Consider the following 18,150-nt stretch of genomic DNA (forward strand, 5'->3'; position numbering starts at 1 on the left):
TAACTGGTCGACACTTTATAGGGTGGACACATGGCGCTCAAACGGATGGACAACATAGGAATCGTCGTCGAGGACCTCGACGCGACGATTGATTTCTTTCGCGAGCTCGGCCTCGAGTTCGAGGGGCGCGCCATAATCCAGGGAGAATGGGCCGGACGTGTCACCGGGCTCGGCGATCAGAACGTCGAGATTGCGATGATGCGCACGCCGGACGGCCACAGCCGGCTCGAGCTGTCCCGCTTCATCAGGCCGCCTGTCGTCGCCGATCACCGCAACGCCCCGGTGAACGCCCTGGGCTATCTCCGCGTCATGTTCGCCGTGGACGATATCGACGACACGCTTGCGAGGCTTCGCAAGCGCGGCGCCGAGCTCGTCGGCGAAGTGGTCCGGTATCAGGACGTCTATCGGCTCTGCTACATCCGCGGGCCTGAAGGGCTTCTCATCGGCCTCGCCCAGGAGCTCGGATGAGCCTTGAACATGCGCTTTAGGCCGCTGCGATCGCCAGCGCGTGCCCGCGCGCATTTTCCCGCAGGGCGTCGAGATGGATCGATTTCACCAGCCCGGCAAGATCGCCCTCTGCCGATTGGCCTCCGAGTTCCTTCAGCATCAGCCAGCTCACTTCCTGCACGCCGGCGACACGCCGGCCGTTGGCGACCTCGCGCCATACTTTCAGCGCGCGCAGGATTATGCCATGCGTCGCCGGCGCAAGTCCGGCGCTGCGGAACAGCGCCTGCAGCGCAACGTCATGCCCGCCGGCGAGAAGCGCCGTCACCCGCTGCTCGGACTGCTGGGCCAAAGCCACCAGCGTCGAGCCGAAGAAGTCCACCTTGCCATGCGCGATGGTGCGGATGATGAAACTTGCCGTGAGGTCGCCGCGCAGTCTCAGATGCTCGATCAGCGCGGCATGCTCTTCCATGCGCGTCCCCTCGATCAGCGTGACCGAGGCTTTCACGCAGGCGTCGCGCATCACGCGATCGGCGCGCGCCGCCCCCATCATCGCCAGCACCAGCGGCGAACCTTTCAGGGTCTCGCCGAGCTTGACCAAAAGCATGTGCCGGCAATCGGCGGGCAGGCGCTGATCGGCAATCAGCGCCTCGCGCACCAGCGGCAGGTGGCCGTGGCGCTCGGCCATGCGGCGGAAACTCAGCGAAGCAATCTCGGCGCCGCTGTTGCCGACCAGCGCGGCGCAGGCTTCCGGCTCGCCGATCTCGGCGATCGCCGCCGCCAGCGACATCGACACGACCGGGCGGTTGGCGATCAGCTTTTGCGTCGCCTTCTGGCCACAGGCGACGCGTTCGACCAGATCGGCATCGGTAAGCAGCGGCGAACGCGCCAGCACCAGCGCCGCCACTTCCGGCTGGTCGGCAGCCAGGGCGCTGATCACCTGCGGCGGCGCGTGATGGCTCATCGACAGCGCCTCGGCAAGCGCCTGGCGAACCTTGGAGGAAGCGTCGTCCAGAAGCAGCGTGAGGGCCGCCTCGGCGGCGCAGCGGTCCTCGAACGGCAGATCGGAATTGACATAGGCGCGCGCCAGCGCGCTCGCGGCGGCGGCCCGCTCGGAAACCCTTGCCGTATCAATCCACTTTAGAAAGTGCGAAACAACCATACCGACCAGCTACGCCCTCGCCGGAATTATTCCGGCCCCGTTGTGAACGGTAGGCCGGAAATGGTTTACGAACGGTTCACCATGTTTCTTAACCGGCTTGATGGCAGCGCGGCCAACGCCTATCAAGCACGGGCATTGGAGGAGATCGAACCATGGCCGGGCTTTATCTGGAAGAGTTTGTCGTCGGCCATGTCTTTCACCACACGCTGCGCAAGACGGTGACCGAGAGCGACAACATGCTGTTTTCGGTGATGACGCTGAATCCGCAACCTCTGCACATCGATTTCGACTTCGCCGCGAAAACCGAATGGGGCAAGCCGCTGGTGAATTCGCTATTCACGCTCGGCCTGATGATCGGCATTTCGGTGAACGACATCACCGTCGGCACCACTGTCGCCAATCTCGGCATGAAGGAAACGGTGTTCCCACACCCCGTCTTCCACGGCGACACCATCCGGGTGGAGACCACGGTCGTCTCGTTGCGCGAATCCAAGTCGAAGCCTGATCGCGGCATCGTCGAGTTCGAGCACCGCGCCTACAATCAGAATGATGTTCTCGTCGCCAGATGCACAAGGCAAGCGATGATGCTGAAAAAGGCTGCCTGATGCGCTCGCTGCTGTTCGTGCCCGGCGATTCCGAGCGGAAGCTGGAAAAAGGGTTTGGCGCAGGCGCCGACGTGGTCATCGTCGATCTCGAGGATTCCGTCGCCGCCGCCAACAAGGTCGCGGCGCGCGACGTTGCGGCGCGCTTCATCTCCAGCCAAAAGCAGCAGACGCGCTCCGCCATCTACGTCCGGGTCAACGACCTGTCCACCGGCTTTACCGACGCCGACCTCGCGGCGCTCGTCCCTGCGAAGCCCGACGGCATCATGCTGCCGAAGTCGAACACCGGGCAGGACGTCCAGCAACTGGCGGTGAAGCTTCGGGTGCATGAAGCCGAAAGCGGGCTGCCGGACGGCGGCATCAAAATCCTGCCGATCATCACCGAAACCGCGACGGGCGTGCTGGCAGCGGCCAGCTATGCCGGCGCGAGCGCGCGGCTCGCCGGCGTGACCTGGGGCGCCGAGGACTTGTCGGCCGCGATCGGCGCGCGCTCGACCCGCGACGAGAACGGCCGCTACACCGACGTGTTTCGCCTGGCGCGCGCCATGACCGTTCTGGCGGCCGGCGCTGCGGAAGTCGCTGCCGTCGACACCGTCTTTCCCGATTTCCGCGACATGGCCGCCTTCGAGAAGGAATGCCGTGAGGCCGAGCGCGACGGCTTCACCGGCAAGATGGCGATCCATCCGGCGCAGGTGCCGGTCATCAACGCCGCCTTCACGCCGTCCGCTGAAGCGGTCGGGCTATCGCAGGCGATCGTCGACGCCTTCGCGGCGGCGGGAAACCCGGGCGTCGTCGGCATCGGCGGCAAGATGTACGACCGGCCGCATCTGCGGCTGGCCGAACGGCTGCTCGCGCGCGCCAGGGCCGCAGGCGTATCCGCCTGACCGCTACCAGACCATCGGGATCAGTTTGTAGCGAACGCGCGCGGCGTAATCGTCATAGCCCCGCAGGCCAGTCCGCAAGGTCTTTTCCTCGATGAAGGTGCGGATGGCGAGCAGGACGATGAAGACGAGCACCGATGCCAGCCCCCACCAGGAGCCGAGAAGCAGCGCCGTGCCGGCGAAATAGAGTATGGCGCCCGCATACATAGGGTGGCGGACATAGGCGTACGGCCCGGTGGTGATCACCTTCTGCCCGCGCTCGTCCTGGATCTTCACGACAGGTGCGGCGAAGCTGTTTTCCAGCATTGTGAGATAGCAGATCAAGATGCCGACGAGCAGGATCAGCATGCCGATCGCCTGCGCCCAGACTGGTACTGGCGACCAGCCGAAACGGATGTCGAGCCCCATCAGCGCCAGCCAGGCGAAGATGCCGAGCAGCAATATGCTCAGCAGGATCTTGTCGGCCGCAGTCTGGGTCTTCTGGATCGGGGGACGGAGGCGTTCATTCATCAGGCCTGGATCGCGCCGGGCCAGTGCCACCCCCATGGTAAGACTCAGCCCGACCATCACGACCATGTACACCCAGGCGCCGATCCAGTGCAGGGTGCCGGCCGACAGGAACAGCAGCACGCCCATGACGCCGAACCATATGAATGTCTGGAAAACCAACCTCGAGATCATGACCAACCTTCCGTGACGTGCCCCCGCCGCTATTGGTCGAATCCGACCAGTGGTCTATTATACCGACCGACGGTCTACTCTCAAGTGCAATCGGCGCCGGGCATCTGGACGAAAACGGCCGCCGCGTGCACAAGGTTTCGTCATGCCACGTATCATCAAGCACCCGGAGCTCAGGCGAGAAGAGCTGCTGGACCATGCCCAGGCACTGTTCCTGACACATGGCTACGACAGAGCGAGCCTCAACGACGTCATCGCCGCCGCCGGCATCTCGAAGGGCGCCTTCTATCACTACTTCGCCTCCAAGGAGGCCCTGCTGGAGGCGCTCGCCGAGCGTTTCGCAAGGCAAGCGCTCGCCGGCGTTCAGGATGTAATCCGCGATCCGGCGCTCGATCCGCTTGGACGCCTCAATGCCTTGCTCGCGAAGTCACGGCAGGCCAAGGTCGAGACCGCGGCGGAAGCCTGGGCGCTGTTCGAGACAATGTTCCGGCCCGAAAACCTGGTGCTGTTTCACCGCATCAACCTGGCGGCCAGCGCGGCCTTTTCGCCCTTGCTGGTCGAAATCATCAGGCAGGGTGTCGAGGACGGGACGTTCCGCACCTTCGATCCGGAAGGCGTCGCCGACATCGTGATGCAATTCGGCATGGCCACGCACGACGTGATCGCCAAGGCATTCGCCGGCGGCAGCGATGCCGATATGGACATTGCGATCGAAACCCTGGAAAGGCGCGTCAGGCTCTACGAGATCGCGCTCGACCGCATCCTGGGGCTTCCCGACGGCAGCATCCGGATCGGCGAGCCCGGCTATGTGCGCACCGTCATGACAGCGCGTCGTGCTAATCCTGCCGTCGGCGCCGACGCACGGTCTTCGAAGAATAGTGAGCCAGGCCGCGCCTCTTTGCGGCGTCCGTAGATCGCCTACCCGGCCCAGGGGCCGGCATAGTCGGCATAGAGCTTTGCCGGATCGGGCCGCGGCCGCTCCGGCGCCGGCCCCTGGTATGAGCCGATATGGACGAAGCCGACGACGCGCTCCTGCGGCGACAGCCCGAGGATCGCCCTGCCCTCGGCGACGTCGGAGTACCAGTTGCTGATCATGTTGGTGCCATAGCCCAGCGCGTTGGCCGCGATCATCAGGTTCAACGCCGCCATGCCGCCCGACAGGAACATCTCCCATTGCGGGATCTTCGGGTTTTCCTTCGGCACCGACACGACGCCGATTACCAGCGGCGCGCGCGAGAAGCGCGCCAGCTCCTGGTTGCGCCGGCCCTCCGGCAACGGCCCCTCGCGCTGCTCGGCAAGCGCCGCCAGCTTCCTGCCGATCTCGATGCGCGCCTCGCCGCGATAGAGGATGAAGCGCCAGGGCTCCAGCCTGCCGTGGTCGGGAACGCGCGAGGCGGCCGCGATCATCGTCGCGATCTCGGCGTCGCTCGGCGCCGGTACCTTGAGGTCGGGGATCGGCGCGGAATTGCGGGTGAGCAGGAAATCGATGATCGGCGACGCCATGGGCGCAAGTCTCCTGGAAGGCATTCGATTTTGAGCTGAAGCACGCCATCGGGAGGTCGGGCGGCTCGGGCGGTGGCGTTTTGCGCCGGATAAGAAGCAGCCGAAGGAAAGCAGCGCGCTCCTAGGCCTTGAAATTGCCACCGCCTTGGGCTTCAACGCAAGGCATGTTTGAGGGGACACTGCGCCTTTTCGTGATCGCACTCGTCGCTGCGTTGTTCGCGGTGCCAGTTTCCTTTGCGTTGGCCCAGAACGCCAACGATGTCGGCGACCTCAAGCTTCCAGGCATTTCGAGCTACGCGACGCCGAAGGCGGAAGGACCGCTGTCGCTTGGCAGTGGCGGCGCCGTCACCCTGTCGGCCCAGCTGACCGACAAGGGCGCGGACATCTCCCGCGGCATCGTCTGGCGCGTCTTCAAGCCGGAACCGACCGGCGACGGCAAACTGCCGATGGTGGCGTCCGCCCATGGCGGCACGGCTGTTTTCCAGCTCGCCCCCGGCAGCTATCTCGTCCATGCCTCCTATGGGCGCGCCGGCGCCACCAAGCGCATCACCGTCGGCAAGGAAGCCAAGCGCGAAAGCCTTGTGCTCGATGCCGGCGGCCTGAAGCTCGACGCGGTGACGTCCGGCGGCGCCCCGATCCAGTCGAAGAAATTGCGCTTCTCGATCTATGAAGGCGAGGCCGCGGCCAATGGCGACCGCGCGCTGATCGCCCCTGACGTCGCGCCGAACACCGTGGTGCGGCTGAATGCCGGCACCTACCATGTCGTGTCCACCTACGGCGCGGTCAACGCCGTCATCCGCTCGGACATCCGTGTCGAGGCCGGCAAGCTGACCGAGGCGACCGTCGAGCACCGTGCCGCCGAGCTGACGATGAAGCTGGTGCGCGAGCCCGGCGGCGAAGCCATCGCCGACACGTCCTGGTCGCTGCTCAACGAAAGCGGCGATCCGATCAAGGAAGCGGTCGGCGCCTTCGCCTCGATGGTGCTGGCCGAGGGCCAGTACACCATCATCGCCAAGAACCGCGACCGCATCTACCAGAAGGACTTCACGGTCGTCGCCGGCCAGAACCAGGAAATCGAGGTCGTGGCCAACGAATCGGCCGCCATCGATCCCAACGAAGGCGCCGATTAGAGCGTTTCACCGTTTCACGGAAACGGCGAACCGCTCTATCTCTTTGTTTTTATGCAATTCCAGACGGAAAACCGCCCACACTTTTCCTGGAATTGCTCTAAAACGCGTCGCGCAGAAACGGATTCAGGCGACGCGCTTTAGGTCCTTTGTTTGATGCATGTCGTTGCCGCAAAACCGAGGTCACTTTTGCGCGACATGCATTAATCCCGTTAGTCAGGCCGCCTTGCGCATCCGCTTGGGCAGGAACGGCACGCGGCCACGCGGTGCGGCCGGGATCGCCAGGTCGAAGACCGCGCGGTAGAGTCGGTCGAGCAGCGCCTTGCGCTCGCGCAGCGGTTCGAGCTCGCTCCATCTCAGCACGTCGCCTATCCGCACCTCGATTGTCCTGCCTGACAGGCGTGCGAACTCGCGGATGAGCAGGGAAAGACGCAGCGTCAACGATGCCTTGCCGATGAACTTGGCCACGCGGTTGTCGCGCTCGGCCATGTTCATCGGACCGCTGACGAGGTGGAACAGACGCCCGTTCTGGCCGGAAAAGTGCATCGGGATGACAGAGGCCTTGGCCTCCTGAACCAGCTTGGCTGGAAATATCTTCCATGGCAGGTCGATGGCGCGGCCGAAGACCTTGGGCGCCGTGGCGACACCGCCAGCCGGGAAGATCACGATGGTGACGCCTTCCTTCAACAGCCGCACCGCTTCATGGCGCACCGCCATATTGTTCTTCAGCGCCTCTTTAGTTTCGGAAAAATCGATCGGCAGCGAATAGGGCTCCATCTCGCGGATCCGGAGCAGATCCTTGTGGATCATGACCCGGAACGGCCGGCCGAGCTGCTCGACAAGCGACAGCACCGCAATGCCGTCGCCGATGCCGAAGGGATGGTTCGCGACGATGACCAGCGGCGTGTCCGGCAACTCCGCCGGCGGCCATTGCACGGCGTTGCGGACCTTGACGTCGATCAATTCCAGCATGCGGCTGAACACGCGGTCGCCGGTCGGCACCACGTGGCGGCGCCAGAAATCGTAAAGCACGGCGAAGCGGTCGCGGCCCGACAGGCCCTCGACGGAATGGATGAACCAGCGCGTCAGCACCGGCTGATGCGGGTTGGCGTAGGACAGCTCGGGAAAACGTCTTTCCCGCAGTTTCAATTTGAGCATGGCGGCTGGTTACAAGGCAGGCGTGACAGGCGTGTGAAAATGGCGGTGGACACGCCACCGCCATTCAGAACGTGCCGCTATGTCAGGCGGCGCGGCGCTTGCGGTCGGGCGAAACCGCTTCATCGGAAAGCTGCTTCACCGCATCGTCGAGCTTCAGCGATTCCTGGTCGCGGGAGCCCAGCCGGCGGATATTGACGGTTTCCTCTTCGGCTTCGCGCTTGCCGCAGACGAGGATGACCGGCACCTTGGCCAGGGAATGCTCGCGCACCTTGTAGTTGATCTTCTCGTTGCGCAGATCGGTCTCGGCCAGCAGCCCCGCAGCCTTCAGCCGCTCGACGACCTTGATGGCGTATTCGTCCGCATCCGAGGTGATCGTCGCCACCACCACCTGCAGCGGCGCGAACCACAGCGGGAAATGGCCGGAATAGTTCTCGATCAGGATGCCGAGGAACCGCTCCATCGAGCCGCACACCGCGCGATGCACCATCACCGGCTGCTTCTTCTCCGAATCCGAGCCGATATAGAAGGCGCCGAAGCGCTCCGGCAGGTTGAAGTCGACCTGCGTGGTGCCGCATTGCCATTCGCGGCCGATGGCGTCCTTCAGCACATATTCGAATTTCGGCCCGTAAAAGGCGCCCTCGCCCGGATTGATCGAGGTCTTGATGCGGTTGCCGGAGCGCGCGCGGATCGTCTCCAGCACGTTGCTCATGATCGCTTCGGCATGGTCCCAGGCCTCGTCGGTGCCGACCCGCTTGTCCGGCCGGGTCGACAGCTTCACGCTGACCTCGTCGAAACCGAAATCGGCATAGGTCGACAGGATCAGGTCGTTGATGCGCAGGCATTCGGCCGCGAGCTGCTCCTCGGTGCAGAAGATATGCGCGTCGTCCTGCGTGAAGCCGCGCACGCGCATCAGCCCGTGCAGCGCGCCCGACGGCTCGTAGCGATGCACATTGCCGAACTCCGCAAGCTTCACGGGCAGTTCGCGGTAAGACTTCAACCCATGCTTGAAGATCTGCACATGGCCGGGACAGTTCATCGGCTTCAGCGCGAAGACGCGGTCGTCGTCGGTATCGTCGCCGGCAACCGTCACCTTGAACATCGCATCGCGATACCAGCCCCAGTGGCCCGACGTCTCCCACAGGCTCTTGTCCAGCACCTGCGGCGCGTTGACTTCCTGATAGCCGTGCTCGTCGAGGCGGCGGCGCATGTAGTTGATCAGGTTCTGCACCATCTTCCAGCCCTTGGCGTGCCAGAAGACGACGCCGGGTCCCTCTTCCTGGAAATGGAACAGATCCATCTCGCGGCCGAGCTTGCGGTGGTCGCGCTTCTCGGCCTCTTCCAGCAGCGTCTGGTAGGCATCGAGCTGCGCCTGGTCGGCAAAGGCAGTGCCATAGATGCGCGTCAGCATCGGATTGTTGGAGTCGCCGCGCCAATAGGCACCAGCCACCTTCATGAGCTTGAAGGCATTGCCGATCTGCCCTGTCGAGGCCATATGCGGACCACGGCAGAGATCGAACCAGTCGCCCTGCGCGTAGATCTTGAGATCCTGGTCTTCCGGAATGGCGTCGATCAGCTCGAGCTTGTAGCGCTCGCCCTTGTCGGAAAAGACCTTCTTCGCCTTCTCTCGCGACCAGACTTCCTTGGTGAACGGCTTGTTGCGCGCGATGATCTCGCGCATCTTCTTCTCGATCACCGGGAAATCGTCCGGCGTGAACGGCTCGTTGCGCGCGAAGTCGTAATAGAACCCGTTCTCGATCACCGGCCCGATCGTCACCTGCGTTCCCGGCCACAGCTCCTGCACGGCCTCTGCCAGCACATGCGCCGTATCGTGGCGGATGAGCTCCAGCGCGCGCGGATCCTCGCGGGTGATGATCTCGACCTTGCCGGACGTGCCGAGCGGATCGGAAAGATCGCGAACGGTGCCGTCGAGGCTGTAGGCGACAGCCTTCTTGGCCAGCGACTTGGAGATCGATTCGGCAAGACCAGCGCCGGTCAGCGCTGAGTCATACTCGCGGACGGAACCATCGGGAAATGTCAGGGAAACGGAATTCGGCATCAGGGTTCTCCTATCCAGTCCCGCAAACGAGCGCGGGTGGTGAAATGCATGCCGCAGGATGCGACGCGGCACGCAGAAGGTTAGCCGGAGGCGCCAATCAAGGGGATGATGGCCAGCGGCGCGGTTTTAGAGGCAGTGTCGCGCGAGGTAAAGAGCGGCCGTCAGGAAATGTCGGGAGCGATGCCGCAGGCTGCTCGCGAAGGCTTGTGAACAAAGCGCGACGCAGCTTGTATAGCCGCATGGAAGACGCATCGCCCAGCCGAACCGCCCTGCGCGTCGCGCGCCTGAGGGCTCTTCATCAGTTCTCGCCGCAGGCAGCGCTGTTTCGCGATCCTTATGCGAGCGCAATCCTGGGCGATGCCGCGCCCGGCGCGCAGGAGCTGCATGAGGAGGACGAACATGACCGTCGCATGCGGCTGTTCGTGGCGTCACGCGCCCGCCTCGCCGAGGATTGGCTGGCGGCAGCGGTGCGGAGCGGCATCCGCCAGGTCGTGGTGCTCGGTGCCGGCCTCGACACCTTTTCGCTGCGCAATCCGTATCCGGACATCGCGGTGTTCGAGGTTGATCATCCGGCCACACAGGCCTGGAAGCGCCAACGTATCGCCGAGGCCGGTCTTGCCGAGCCGGCCGGCGTAACCTTCGTGCCGGTCAATTTCGAACGCCAGAGTCTACCCGGGGAATTGGCGGCGGCGGGTTTGAAGCCGACCGAACCGGGATTCTTCATCTGGCTGGGGGTCGTGCCCTATCTGACGCGCGACGCGATTTTTGCCACGCTTGCCTATATCGCCCGCATCCCTGGCTCCGAAGTGGTCTTCGACTACAGCGAACCGGCCGAGAACCGCGACGAGGCGGCTTGGGCAACGCGTGCCTTTTATGCGGCGCGTGTCGCGGCTATCGGCGAGCCCTGGATCAGTTTCTTCGATCCTGTTGAGTTGGCGAAGTCCCTCACCGAGCTCGGCTTCGACGAAATCGAGGATCTCGAGAGCGGCGAGATCGCCGCGCGTTTTGCCAGGTCTCCCGCTACCGCCCGAAGCAATTCCGGCGGGCACATCCTGCGCGCCCGCCGCAGCGCCTGAGACAAACTACTTCACCAGTTGCGGCAGATCCTTCAGGAACGCCGCCCGCGTCGCCAGGCCCTTCGGCTTGTCGGTACGCTTGGCGTCGACGACCAGCCTGGCAAAGACGACGCGGCGGCCATTCTTCTCGGCCCAGCCGACGAACCAGCCGAGCGAGTGTTTGCCGTCCTGGCCGAGCCTGGTGCTGCCGGTCTTGCCTTGCACGGTCCAGTCCCCTGCCGGGAAGATCGGCAGGATCGCCCTGGTCATCTCATGCGCCTTCGCCGACACCGGCATCTTGCGGGCGAGCAGTTGGCGCAGGAAAGCCGTCTGTTCGACCGGCGATATCTCGAGCGAGGAATTGATCCAGGATTGCGTCAGCCCGTTGTCCTTGCCGGCATCGCCCGAAACGTCCTTGTTGCCATAGCCGAATTTCGACACGTAGGAGGCGAACTTCTCCGCCCCGAGACGCCGCGTGACCTCGCGCGAGTACCAGACGATGGAATCGCGTTCCCAGACAGTCGGATCGACGGTCTTCTGGTCGCGCTTCGCCGCCTTGAACTCCGGCTTGTAGTCCCAGCTCGGCGTGTGCTGGTCGCTCAGTATGCCGGCATCGTAGCCGATCAGCGCGAGCGGCACCTTGAACGTCGAGGCCGGGCTGACGCGCTTGTCGCACACGCCGTCCTGGTAAAGCGTTTCGCCGCTCTGTGAGTCCTGGATCAGCGTGCAGTGGATATCCTGGAGCGGCGCCGATTGCGCCCGCACCGGCAAACCCAGCATCCAGGCCAGAAGGAAAAGGACGATGGCAAAAATAAAGGGATAGCGGTCCATCTGGCGCATGGCGAAGTCACTCCGGAATGAGATTACGGCAGCGGCTTAGCGAGGCGACTTGTCTCGATTTTGTCTCAAATTCGCAGTGTTTGTGCAGCCTCGCGTTAACCCTACCAGATCGTAAAATTCGACGATCATGGTCGCTCGGTTATCAGACTTCGGCTTCGCCGCGTTTCTTACCGATCCGCCAGTAGCGCCAGGGCATGAACCAGACATAGCGCTGGGCAAGCATCTCCGGCACGCGGTCGATGCCGTGCGTTCCGAACGGCCCGCAGCGCAGGACCCGGAACAGCCCCATCCAGCCGCCGGCCCACAAGCCATGCCGGGCGATCGCCTCATGCGCGTATTCGGAGCAGGTCGGCAGGTGCCGGCAGCTGTTGCCGACGAAGCCTGAGAGCGTCAGTTGATAGAGGCGCACGAGCGATGTGCCGAGTACGCGCCCGGGCGTCTTGCGCCATGGCCCCGGCCAGTTGCGCCCGCGCTGCACCGGCCGGACGCCATGTGTATGCCCGGAATGGTCGCCCATTGCTCCGCAGCCTGTTTCACTGCGCGATAGATGTGGGCTCCGACGCCGAAACGCAATGGATTTCACCCTCAAGGCCTGGAGCGCCGGATGGGATGGCTGCCGGTCCATGGGCGATGATGAGAGGCAAGATCGCGACAGTTATGGTGGCCGCCGCGCACGACTTCGCCGTGCCACTGGAAGGTCGCTATCCGTATCACGTCGCTGAAAATGGCCAGGAACTCGTTCATGGCAGGTCTCCTTCGAAACGGATTAGACTGCCGCTGGCCTTCCTTCTCAAACGAGTATAATTTCCGCTTCGGATAACTTGAGGTTATGCGAAATGAAGCGAGGACGGCTGCCGCTGACGGCGCTCAGGAGTTTTGAGACGGCCGGCCGGCATTTGAGCTTCAGCCGCGCGGCCGAGGAGCTTTATGTTTCGCAAGCCGCGATCAGCCGGCAGATCCGCGAGCTCGAAGCCTTCCTGCGCCAACCGCTGTTTGTTCGCCTCCACCGCCGCGTCGAACTGACGGATGCGGGACAAAGGCTGCTCGACCGATTGGTCAGAAGCTTCGACGACATCGACCGCGTGCTTTCCGAGCTGACGGCCTCGCCGGCGCAATCGGTGGTCCGCGTCAGCGTCGAGCCATCGCTGGCAGCCGTCTGGCTGGTGCCGCGGCTTAACCGCTTTCGCCAATTGCGACCCGACATCGACGTGTCCCTCGAAGTCGATCCACGTCCGATCGAGTTCCGCAGCGACCAGCCCGAGCTCGCCTTGCGTTTCAGCGCGCACGCCACCTCATGGCCGCGCAGCGAGGCCGAGCGCCTGGCCTCGACCGTCGATTCTCCGGTTCTGTCGCCGGCGCTGCTGGCCGCTGGCCCTCCGCTGGAAAAGCCGATCGACCTTCGCCATTACACGCTGCTGCATGAGGAAAACCGCCAGGGTTGGGCGCGCTGGTTCCAGGCCGCCGGCGTGCCCGCCGACGCGGTCCCCGCGCGTGGCCCGATGCTGGCCGACGTCTCGCTTTCCAAGCAGGCCGCGCTGCTTGGCCACGGCGTGGCGCTTGGCGATCTCTTGCAGATCGGCGAGGAACTCGCGTCAGGCACTTTGATCAAACCGTTCGATATCGATGTCGCTTCCGGCGCCTACTGGCTGGTGGCGAGGAGCTTGGCGGATCTGCCGGAACCCGCCAAGGCGTTCGCCGACTGGATACGAAGCGAATTCGCGGTGACCAGAAGAGCTGCCTAGCCCTATCCTTAGGCCGCCTGTCCGGCGCGCTTCTTCTCGATCTGGCCGATCGCGTCGACCACCGCGTCGAAGGTCAGCATGGTCGAGGCGTGGCGCGCCTTGTAGTCGCGCACCGGCTCCAGATATTTGAGGTCGGCGAAACGGCCTTCCGGCGGCGCGCCGTTCTCCTTGAGCATCCTCAGCATGGTTTCGCGCACGGCGCGCAGTTCGTCGGCGCGGGCGCCGACCACATGCTGGGCCATGATCGACGACGAGGCCTGGCCGAGCGCGCAGGCCTTCACGTCATGGGCGAAATCGGTCACCACGTCGCCGTCCATCTTGAGGTCGACGGTCACCGTCGATCCGCACAATTTGGAATGCGCCCTGGCCGTCGCGTCGGCATCGTCGAGCCGGCCGATCCGCCCTATGTTTCCGGCGAAGCCGAGAATTTTCGCATTGTAGACGTCGTCGATCATATTTTTCCAATCCGTCGCCGCCCAGCGAACAGGCTTTGCCGCTCTCGCGTCTTCCTTTCGCTCCGCTGTAACCATATATAATGGTCGCAGTCGGGCATCGACAAGGCGATCAAAAGCCGCTGTCTTTGCTCATATGTTCACGCCGCTTGCGGGATGGAAATGGGCGATTTTCACCCAAAAGGTCGTGGTCCGTTCAACTCGTCCCACCTTTGAGTGGGACTACGGGAGACGCCTTTATGGATGCCGTCATCAAGAAAATCATGCCCCCTTCCGAATACTTGGAAAAGCCAGTCACCGACCGGCCGACCGAGGCGGAGGTCGAAGTTGCCGTGCGCACGCTTTTGCGCTGGACCGGCGACAATCCTGAACGCGAAGGCCTGATCGATACGCCGAAGCGTGTCACCAAAGCCTTCCGCGAAATGTTCAACGGCTACGACATGTGCCCGGCCGACGAGCTTGGCCGCACCTTCGAGGAGGTTGCCGGCTATGACGATCTCGTGATCGTCAGGGACATAAAGTTCCATTCGCATTGCGAGCACCACATGGTGCCGATCATCGGCAAGGCGCATGTCGGCTATCTGCCGGACGGCAAGGTCGTTGGCCTGTCGAAGATCGCGCGTGTCGTCGACATCTTCGCGCATCGCCTGCAGACGCAGGAAGCGATGACGGCGCAGATCGCCGGCGTCATCCAGGACGTGCTCAACCCGCGCGGCGTCGCCGTCATGCTCGAGGCCGAGCATATGTGCATGGCCATGCGCGGCATCCGCAAGCAGGGCTCGACCACGCTGACCTCGACCTTCACCGGCGTCTTCAAGGACACGCCGGAGGAGCAGATCCGCTTCGTCACCATGGTGCGCGCCGGCGGCTGATTGCCGGCCCTCGCCGGCCCAAACACATAAGGACCGGCGATGTCGGCACTGCAATTCCCGAAGGCCCCATCTGACAAGAAGGCGCTGGAGGAAGGTTCTGTCCTTTCTCCGCGCTTCGATGCCGCGGGCCTCGTCACCGTCGTCGTCACCGATGCCGGCGACGGCATGCTGTTGATGGTCGCGCATATGAATGCCGAGGCGCTGTCGCTTACGCTGGAGACCGGCATCGCCCACTACTGGTCGCGCTCCCGCAACGCGCTGTGGAAGAAGGGCGAGACCTCCGGCAATTTTCAGCACATCGTCGAGATGCGCACGGATTGTGACCAGGACGCGATATGGTTGCGCGTGAAAGTGTTGGGCCAGGACGCAACTTGTCACACCGGTAGACGTTCCTGCTTTTATCGGACGGTGGGGCTGAACGACGGCAGAGCGACGCTTGCCGACGACGGCAGCAAGCCGCTGTTCGATACGGACCAAACGTATCGGAAGCCTCTGTGAACCGTTCAATATTCACAAACCACTCATATTCATTATTCTCAAACATCCTTGTGGTACAAGGGATATGGGACACGGGAGATCGTGATGCTCGAATGGGCGTCATTGCGCAGCAGACCTGACGTTCGGGAGGCCAACGGCCCCGCATCGTCCGGCGGCGTGCCCGATCCGAAGCCTGGCAGGAAAACAGGGATCTCGCTGGCGCTGGGCGGCGGATGCGCCCGCGGCTGGGCCCATATCGGCGTGCTGCGCGCGCTCGACGAGGCCGGCATCGAAGTGTCGATGATCGCCGGCACGTCGATCGGCGCCCTGGTCGGCGGCTGCTACCTTGCCGGCAAGCTCGACGAGTTGGAAGAGTTCGCCAGAAGCCTGACCAAGCGGCGCATCTTCGGCCTTCTCGATCTCAATCTGGGCGGCAGCGGCCTGTTCGGCGGCATGAAGCTCGATCGGCGCCTGCGCGAGCACCTCGACGGCGCCCGCTTCGAGGACCTGTCGAAACCCTTCGTCGCCGTCACTTCCGAAATCCGCACCGGCCATGAGATCTGGCTGTCGAGCGGCTCGCTCGTCACCGCCATGCGCGCCTCCTATGCGCTGCCGGGCGTCTTCGAGCCGGTCGCCTGCAACGGGCGCATGCTGGTCGACGGCGCCCTGGTCAATCCAGTGCCGGTGTCGGTCTGCCGCGCTTATGAGCAGCCGCTCGTCGTGGCGGTCAACCTGCACTACGACCTGTTCGGTCGCGCCGCTGTCATCAAGCACAGCGCCGGGGAACTTCTCGTCGAAAACGACGCGCCGCGTCCCGGCCAGGTCAATCCCCAATCGCACCAGACACGCCTTGGCATCACCGGCGTCATGGTCGAGGCCTTCAACATCATCCAGGACCGGATTTCGCGCGCGCGTCTCGCCGGCGATCCGCCGGACATGTCGCTGCAGCCCAAGCTCAGCCATATCGGCCTCACCGAATTCCACCGGGCAGACGAGGCGATCAGCCTGGGCTACCAGGCGACGAAGTCGCAGATCAACGAACTGACCCGGCTGCAGTCCGTGCTCATGTGAATTCCCGCTATCGTCGTTACGCCAGCGCCGCATCGCTGATGCGGAACTGCACCGTGCGGTTGCCGTTCCAGTAATTGCCCGACAGTGAACCGGCGATGTGCACGGTCCTGCCCCTGTTTTTAAACAGGAATTCGCCGAGCGCCGTGTCGACGGCGCGGAACGCGATGGCCTGAATGTTGCCGCCGCTTTGCGACTGCAGGTCCACCCGGATGTGGTTGGTGCCGATCGCGCGCGCGTCGGCCAGCCGGTGCCGCGGCAGCACGAATACCGGCGCGATGTGCCCGGCGCCGAATGGCCCGGCTTTCTCCAGCGCGTCGAGCAGCGCGATCGTGGCGCCCTCGGCAGCCAAGGCGCCGTCGATCGCCAGGCTTTCCTCGTTCTGAAGCCGGAACACGTCGGCCGCGGCGCGCTCCTCGAAGAAGGCGCGCAATTCGCCGAGCTTGGCGCGCTCGACGGTGATGCCGGCGGCCATCGCATGGCCGCCGCCCTTGACGATCAGCCCGGCCTCGGCTGCCTCGCGCACCAGCCGACCGAGATCGAAGCCGGTCACCGAACGGCCGGAGCCCGTGCCGATGCCGGTCGAATTGAAGGCGATGGCAAAGGCCGGCCGGCGCGCATAGTCCTTGAGCCGCGAAGCGATCAGCCCGACGATGCCCGGATGCCAGGTGTTGCTGGCGGTGACGATGACTGCCGGGCCGTTGCCGCCGGCAAGCTCCGCATCGGCCTCGGCGCGGGCCTGCGCCAGCATCTCTTGCTCCATCTGCTGCCGTTCCTGGTTCAGCCGGTCCAGCGTCTCGGCAATGCTTGCCGCCTCGACGGGATCGTCGGTGGCCAAAAGCCGGCTGCCGAGCGCGGCATCGCCGATGCGGCCGCCGGCATTGATGCGCGGGCCGATCAGGAAGGACAGATGGAAGGTGTTGATCGGCTCGCCGATGCGCGAGACCCGCGCCAGCGCCGCCAGCCCCTCATTCTTCTGCTGGCGCAACACCTGCAACCCCTTGACCACGAAGGCGCGGTTGACCCCGGTGAGCGGCACGACGTCGCAGACCGTTGCCAGCGCCACCAGATCGAGCATGGAAAGCAGATCGACCGGCGCGGCGTCCGGCAACCTCTCGCGCAGCACCTTCGCCGTCTGCACCAGGCACAGGAAGACGACGCCGGCGGCGCACAGATGCCCCTGCCCCGACAGGTCGTCCTCGCGATTGGGATTGACCACGGCGTCCGCGGCCGGCAGCGGGCCGCCGACCTGGTGATGGTCGAGCACCACGACATCGGCGCCGGCCTCTCTGGCCGCATCGATCGAGGTCGCGCTGTTGGTGCCGCAGTCGACGGTGACGATCAGCTTCGCGCCGCGCGAGATCAGCTCCCGCATCGCTTCGGGATTGGGTCCGTAACCCTCGAAGATGCGGTCCGGGATATAGATTTCCGACGGCACCGAAAAATGCGTGAGAAAGCGTTTCAGGAGCGCCGACGACGCGGCGCCGTCAACGTCATAGTCGCCGAAGATCGCCACTTTTTCACGGGCAACGATCGCATCGGCCAGCCTCGCCGCCGCTTTCTCCATGTCAGTCAGCGACGCCGGATTTGGCAGGAGCTCGCGAATGGTCGGATCGAGGAAGCGCTCGGTCTGCTCGGCGCTGACGCCGCGCCCGGCAAGCACCCGCGCCACGATGTCGGGCACGCCATGGCCCTGCGCGATGGCCAAGGCGGCCATGTCCTGCCGCTCGGTCAGCCGGTGTTCCCAGGAAACACCGGTCGCCGACTGCCTGACATTGAGGAAGAGGCGCTTTTCGCCGCTCAACTACGCTTTCCGCTTTTCAGCCTGGCGGCGGAGCCATTCGTCCGCCGCATCGCCCATGGTCTTTTCCGTACCATCCTTGAGCCAGGCCATGAAAGGGCGGTCGAACCGAAATGCACTGCCGCATTCGCGCGCGAGAAGCGGCGCACCTTCTGGGTATTGCGATAGGATTTCGTAATCACCGTGGCACGCGAAATCGGATCCGCGTGCCAGTCAAACGCCTTCATCGTCA

Annotated in this window: 20 protein-coding genes and 1 pseudogene; 10 read left to right on the forward strand and 11 right to left on the reverse strand. The window is 64.2% G+C overall.

The features are described from left to right. The first annotated feature begins 30 nt into the window (after positions 1 to 30). Complete coding sequence (locus tag AC0YKC_RS27000; protein WP_488513297.1) at positions 31 to 468, forward strand: VOC family protein; 438 nt, start codon at positions 31 to 33, stop codon at positions 466 to 468. 16 nt (positions 469 to 484) lie between these two features. Here the strand turns inward: AC0YKC_RS27000 and AC0YKC_RS27005 are convergent, their stop codons facing one another. Beyond that, complete coding sequence (locus AC0YKC_RS27005) at positions 485 to 1,606, reverse strand: DUF2336 domain-containing protein (protein ID WP_488513298.1); 1,122 nt, start codon at positions 1,604 to 1,606, stop codon at positions 485 to 487. Positions 1,607 to 1,758: 152 nt separating this feature from the next. On the opposite strand from AC0YKC_RS27005, the gene AC0YKC_RS27010 reads away from it, so the two are divergent. Both AC0YKC_RS27010 and AC0YKC_RS27015 read left to right on the forward strand, forming a co-directional pair. Then, entirely contained in the window at positions 1,759 to 2,211 is a 453-nt protein-coding gene (locus AC0YKC_RS27010; protein ID WP_488513299.1) for a MaoC family dehydratase, read from the forward strand. Continuing rightward, entirely contained in the window at positions 2,211 to 3,092 is an 882-nt protein-coding gene (locus tag AC0YKC_RS27015; protein ID WP_488513300.1) for an HpcH/HpaI aldolase/citrate lyase family protein, read from the forward strand. Before AC0YKC_RS27010 ends, AC0YKC_RS27015 begins: the two co-directional genes overlap by 1 nt. 3 nt (positions 3,093 to 3,095) lie before the next feature. Here the strand turns inward: AC0YKC_RS27015 and AC0YKC_RS27020 are convergent, their stop codons facing one another. After that, positions 3,096 to 3,770 (reverse strand): methyltransferase family protein, encoded by a 675-nt coding sequence (locus AC0YKC_RS27020; protein ID WP_488513301.1) that lies wholly within the window; start codon positions 3,768 to 3,770, stop codon positions 3,096 to 3,098. A gap of 142 nt (positions 3,771 to 3,912) precedes the next feature. On the opposite strand from AC0YKC_RS27020, the gene AC0YKC_RS27025 reads away from it, so the two are divergent. Further along, positions 3,913 to 4,680 (forward strand): TetR/AcrR family transcriptional regulator, encoded by a 768-nt coding sequence (locus tag AC0YKC_RS27025; RefSeq protein WP_488513302.1) that lies wholly within the window; start codon positions 3,913 to 3,915, stop codon positions 4,678 to 4,680. Between the two features lie 5 nt (positions 4,681 to 4,685). Here the strand turns inward: AC0YKC_RS27025 and AC0YKC_RS27030 are convergent, their stop codons facing one another. After that, positions 4,686 to 5,270 (reverse strand): nitroreductase family protein, encoded by a 585-nt coding sequence (locus tag AC0YKC_RS27030; RefSeq protein WP_488513303.1) that lies wholly within the window; start codon positions 5,268 to 5,270, stop codon positions 4,686 to 4,688. A gap of 164 nt (positions 5,271 to 5,434) precedes the next feature. Here AC0YKC_RS27030 and AC0YKC_RS27035 point away from each other — a divergent pair, with 164 nt between their 5' ends. Beyond that, positions 5,435 to 6,400 carry a hypothetical protein gene (locus AC0YKC_RS27035; RefSeq protein ID WP_434723007.1) on the forward strand — a complete coding sequence of 322 codons (966 nt, stop codon included), beginning with the start codon at positions 5,435 to 5,437 and terminating at the stop codon, positions 6,398 to 6,400. 213 nt (positions 6,401 to 6,613) lie between these two features. Here AC0YKC_RS27035 and AC0YKC_RS27040 read toward each other — a convergent pair whose 3' ends face one another. Beyond that, positions 6,614 to 7,555, reverse strand: coding sequence for a lysophospholipid acyltransferase family protein (locus tag AC0YKC_RS27040; RefSeq protein ID WP_488513304.1), 942 nt, complete (start codon positions 7,553 to 7,555; stop codon positions 6,614 to 6,616). A gap of 82 nt (positions 7,556 to 7,637) precedes the next feature. Then, a complete protein-coding gene (gene thrS, locus AC0YKC_RS27045; RefSeq protein ID WP_488513305.1) occupies positions 7,638 to 9,611 on the reverse strand; it encodes a threonine--tRNA ligase in 1,974 nt (657 codons plus the stop codon). A gap of 44 nt (positions 9,612 to 9,655) precedes the next feature. Here thrS and AC0YKC_RS27050 point away from each other — a divergent pair, with 44 nt between their 5' ends. After that, entirely contained in the window at positions 9,656 to 10,687 is a 1,032-nt protein-coding gene (locus AC0YKC_RS27050) for an SAM-dependent methyltransferase (protein WP_488513306.1), read from the forward strand. Positions 10,688 to 10,693: 6 nt separating this feature from the next. Here AC0YKC_RS27050 and blaOXA read toward each other — a convergent pair whose 3' ends face one another. The 3 genes from blaOXA to AC0YKC_RS27065 form a co-directional block, all read right to left on the reverse strand. Beyond that, entirely contained in the window at positions 10,694 to 11,506 is an 813-nt protein-coding gene (gene blaOXA, locus AC0YKC_RS27055; protein WP_488513307.1) for a class D beta-lactamase, read from the reverse strand. A 142-nt stretch (positions 11,507 to 11,648) separates the two neighbouring features. Beyond that, positions 11,649 to 12,023 carry a membrane protein insertion efficiency factor YidD gene (gene yidD / locus AC0YKC_RS27060; protein ID WP_488513308.1) on the reverse strand — a complete coding sequence of 125 codons (375 nt, stop codon included), beginning with the start codon at positions 12,021 to 12,023 and terminating at the stop codon, positions 11,649 to 11,651. Between the two features lie 68 nt (positions 12,024 to 12,091). Next, a complete protein-coding gene (locus tag AC0YKC_RS27065) occupies positions 12,092 to 12,250 on the reverse strand; it encodes a hypothetical protein (protein ID WP_488513309.1) in 159 nt (52 codons plus the stop codon). 92 nt (positions 12,251 to 12,342) lie between these two features. On the opposite strand from AC0YKC_RS27065, the gene AC0YKC_RS27070 reads away from it, so the two are divergent. Beyond that, positions 12,343 to 13,248: a LysR substrate-binding domain-containing protein gene (locus AC0YKC_RS27070; RefSeq protein ID WP_434723014.1), complete on the forward strand. Its 906-nt coding sequence runs from the start codon at positions 12,343 to 12,345 to the stop codon at positions 13,246 to 13,248. A gap of 8 nt (positions 13,249 to 13,256) precedes the next feature. Here the strand turns inward: AC0YKC_RS27070 and AC0YKC_RS27075 are convergent, their stop codons facing one another. Further along, complete coding sequence (locus tag AC0YKC_RS27075) at positions 13,257 to 13,703, reverse strand: iron-sulfur cluster assembly scaffold protein (RefSeq protein ID WP_488513310.1); 447 nt, start codon at positions 13,701 to 13,703, stop codon at positions 13,257 to 13,259. A 236-nt stretch (positions 13,704 to 13,939) separates the two neighbouring features. On the opposite strand from AC0YKC_RS27075, the gene folE reads away from it, so the two are divergent. The 3 genes from folE to AC0YKC_RS27090 all read left to right on the forward strand — a co-directional run bounded on the left by folE (position 13,940) and on the right by AC0YKC_RS27090 (position 16,120). Then, positions 13,940 to 14,572, forward strand: a complete 633-nt coding sequence (folE, locus tag AC0YKC_RS27080) for a GTP cyclohydrolase I FolE (protein ID WP_488513311.1) — start codon at positions 13,940 to 13,942, stop codon at positions 14,570 to 14,572. A gap of 39 nt (positions 14,573 to 14,611) precedes the next feature. Beyond that, positions 14,612 to 15,070, forward strand: a complete 459-nt coding sequence (gene hisI / locus AC0YKC_RS27085) for a phosphoribosyl-AMP cyclohydrolase (protein ID WP_488513312.1) — start codon at positions 14,612 to 14,614, stop codon at positions 15,068 to 15,070. Positions 15,071 to 15,154: 84 nt separating this feature from the next. Beyond that, positions 15,155 to 16,120 carry a patatin family protein gene (locus tag AC0YKC_RS27090; RefSeq protein ID WP_320295489.1) on the forward strand — a complete coding sequence of 322 codons (966 nt, stop codon included), beginning with the start codon at positions 15,155 to 15,157 and terminating at the stop codon, positions 16,118 to 16,120. A 16-nt stretch (positions 16,121 to 16,136) separates the two neighbouring features. Here the strand turns inward: AC0YKC_RS27090 and recJ are convergent, their stop codons facing one another. Next, positions 16,137 to 17,921, reverse strand: a complete 1,785-nt coding sequence (gene recJ, locus AC0YKC_RS27095; RefSeq protein WP_488513313.1) for a single-stranded-DNA-specific exonuclease RecJ — start codon at positions 17,919 to 17,921, stop codon at positions 16,137 to 16,139. Continuing rightward, positions 17,922 to 18,145 (reverse strand): annotated as a pseudogene (locus AC0YKC_RS27100) (DUF6434 domain-containing protein). Positions 18,146 to 18,150 lie beyond the last annotated feature (5 nt).

Source organism: Mesorhizobium sp. CNPSo 4661 (assembly GCF_057784215.1).

Bases quoted from the DNA above. Each gene is read 5' to 3' on its own strand.
- AC0YKC_RS27000 (WP_488513297.1), top strand. From the start codon at position 31: ATGGCGCTCAAACGGATGGACAACATAGGAATCGTCGTCGAGGACCTC.
- AC0YKC_RS27005 (WP_488513298.1), bottom strand. From the start codon at position 1,606: ATGGTTGTTTCGCACTTTCTAAAGTGGATTGATACGGCAAGGGTTTCC.
- AC0YKC_RS27010 (WP_488513299.1), top strand. From the start codon at position 1,759: ATGGCCGGGCTTTATCTGGAAGAGTTTGTCGTCGGCCATGTCTTTCAC.
- AC0YKC_RS27015 (WP_488513300.1), top strand. From the start codon at position 2,211: ATGCGCTCGCTGCTGTTCGTGCCCGGCGATTCCGAGCGGAAGCTGGAA.
- AC0YKC_RS27020 (WP_488513301.1), bottom strand. From the start codon at position 3,770: ATGATCTCGAGGTTGGTTTTCCAGACATTCATATGGTTCGGCGTCATG.
- AC0YKC_RS27025 (WP_488513302.1), top strand. From the start codon at position 3,913: ATGCCACGTATCATCAAGCACCCGGAGCTCAGGCGAGAAGAGCTGCTG.
- AC0YKC_RS27030 (WP_488513303.1), bottom strand. From the start codon at position 5,270: ATGGCGTCGCCGATCATCGATTTCCTGCTCACCCGCAATTCCGCGCCG.
- AC0YKC_RS27035 (WP_434723007.1), top strand. From the start codon at position 5,435: ATGTTTGAGGGGACACTGCGCCTTTTCGTGATCGCACTCGTCGCTGCG.
- AC0YKC_RS27040 (WP_488513304.1), bottom strand. From the start codon at position 7,555: ATGCTCAAATTGAAACTGCGGGAAAGACGTTTTCCCGAGCTGTCCTAC.
- thrS (WP_488513305.1), bottom strand. From the start codon at position 9,611: ATGCCGAATTCCGTTTCCCTGACATTTCCCGATGGTTCCGTCCGCGAG.
- AC0YKC_RS27050 (WP_488513306.1), top strand. From the start codon at position 9,656: ATGCATGCCGCAGGATGCGACGCGGCACGCAGAAGGTTAGCCGGAGGC.
- blaOXA (WP_488513307.1), bottom strand. From the start codon at position 11,506: ATGCGCCAGATGGACCGCTATCCCTTTATTTTTGCCATCGTCCTTTTC.
- yidD (WP_488513308.1), bottom strand. From the start codon at position 12,023: ATGGGCGACCATTCCGGGCATACACATGGCGTCCGGCCGGTGCAGCGC.
- AC0YKC_RS27065 (WP_488513309.1), bottom strand. From the start codon at position 12,250: ATGAACGAGTTCCTGGCCATTTTCAGCGACGTGATACGGATAGCGACC.
- AC0YKC_RS27070 (WP_434723014.1), top strand. From the start codon at position 12,343: ATGAAGCGAGGACGGCTGCCGCTGACGGCGCTCAGGAGTTTTGAGACG.
- AC0YKC_RS27075 (WP_488513310.1), bottom strand. From the start codon at position 13,703: ATGATCGACGACGTCTACAATGCGAAAATTCTCGGCTTCGCCGGAAAC.
- folE (WP_488513311.1), top strand. From the start codon at position 13,940: ATGGATGCCGTCATCAAGAAAATCATGCCCCCTTCCGAATACTTGGAA.
- hisI (WP_488513312.1), top strand. From the start codon at position 14,612: ATGTCGGCACTGCAATTCCCGAAGGCCCCATCTGACAAGAAGGCGCTG.
- AC0YKC_RS27090 (WP_320295489.1), top strand. From the start codon at position 15,155: ATGCTCGAATGGGCGTCATTGCGCAGCAGACCTGACGTTCGGGAGGCC.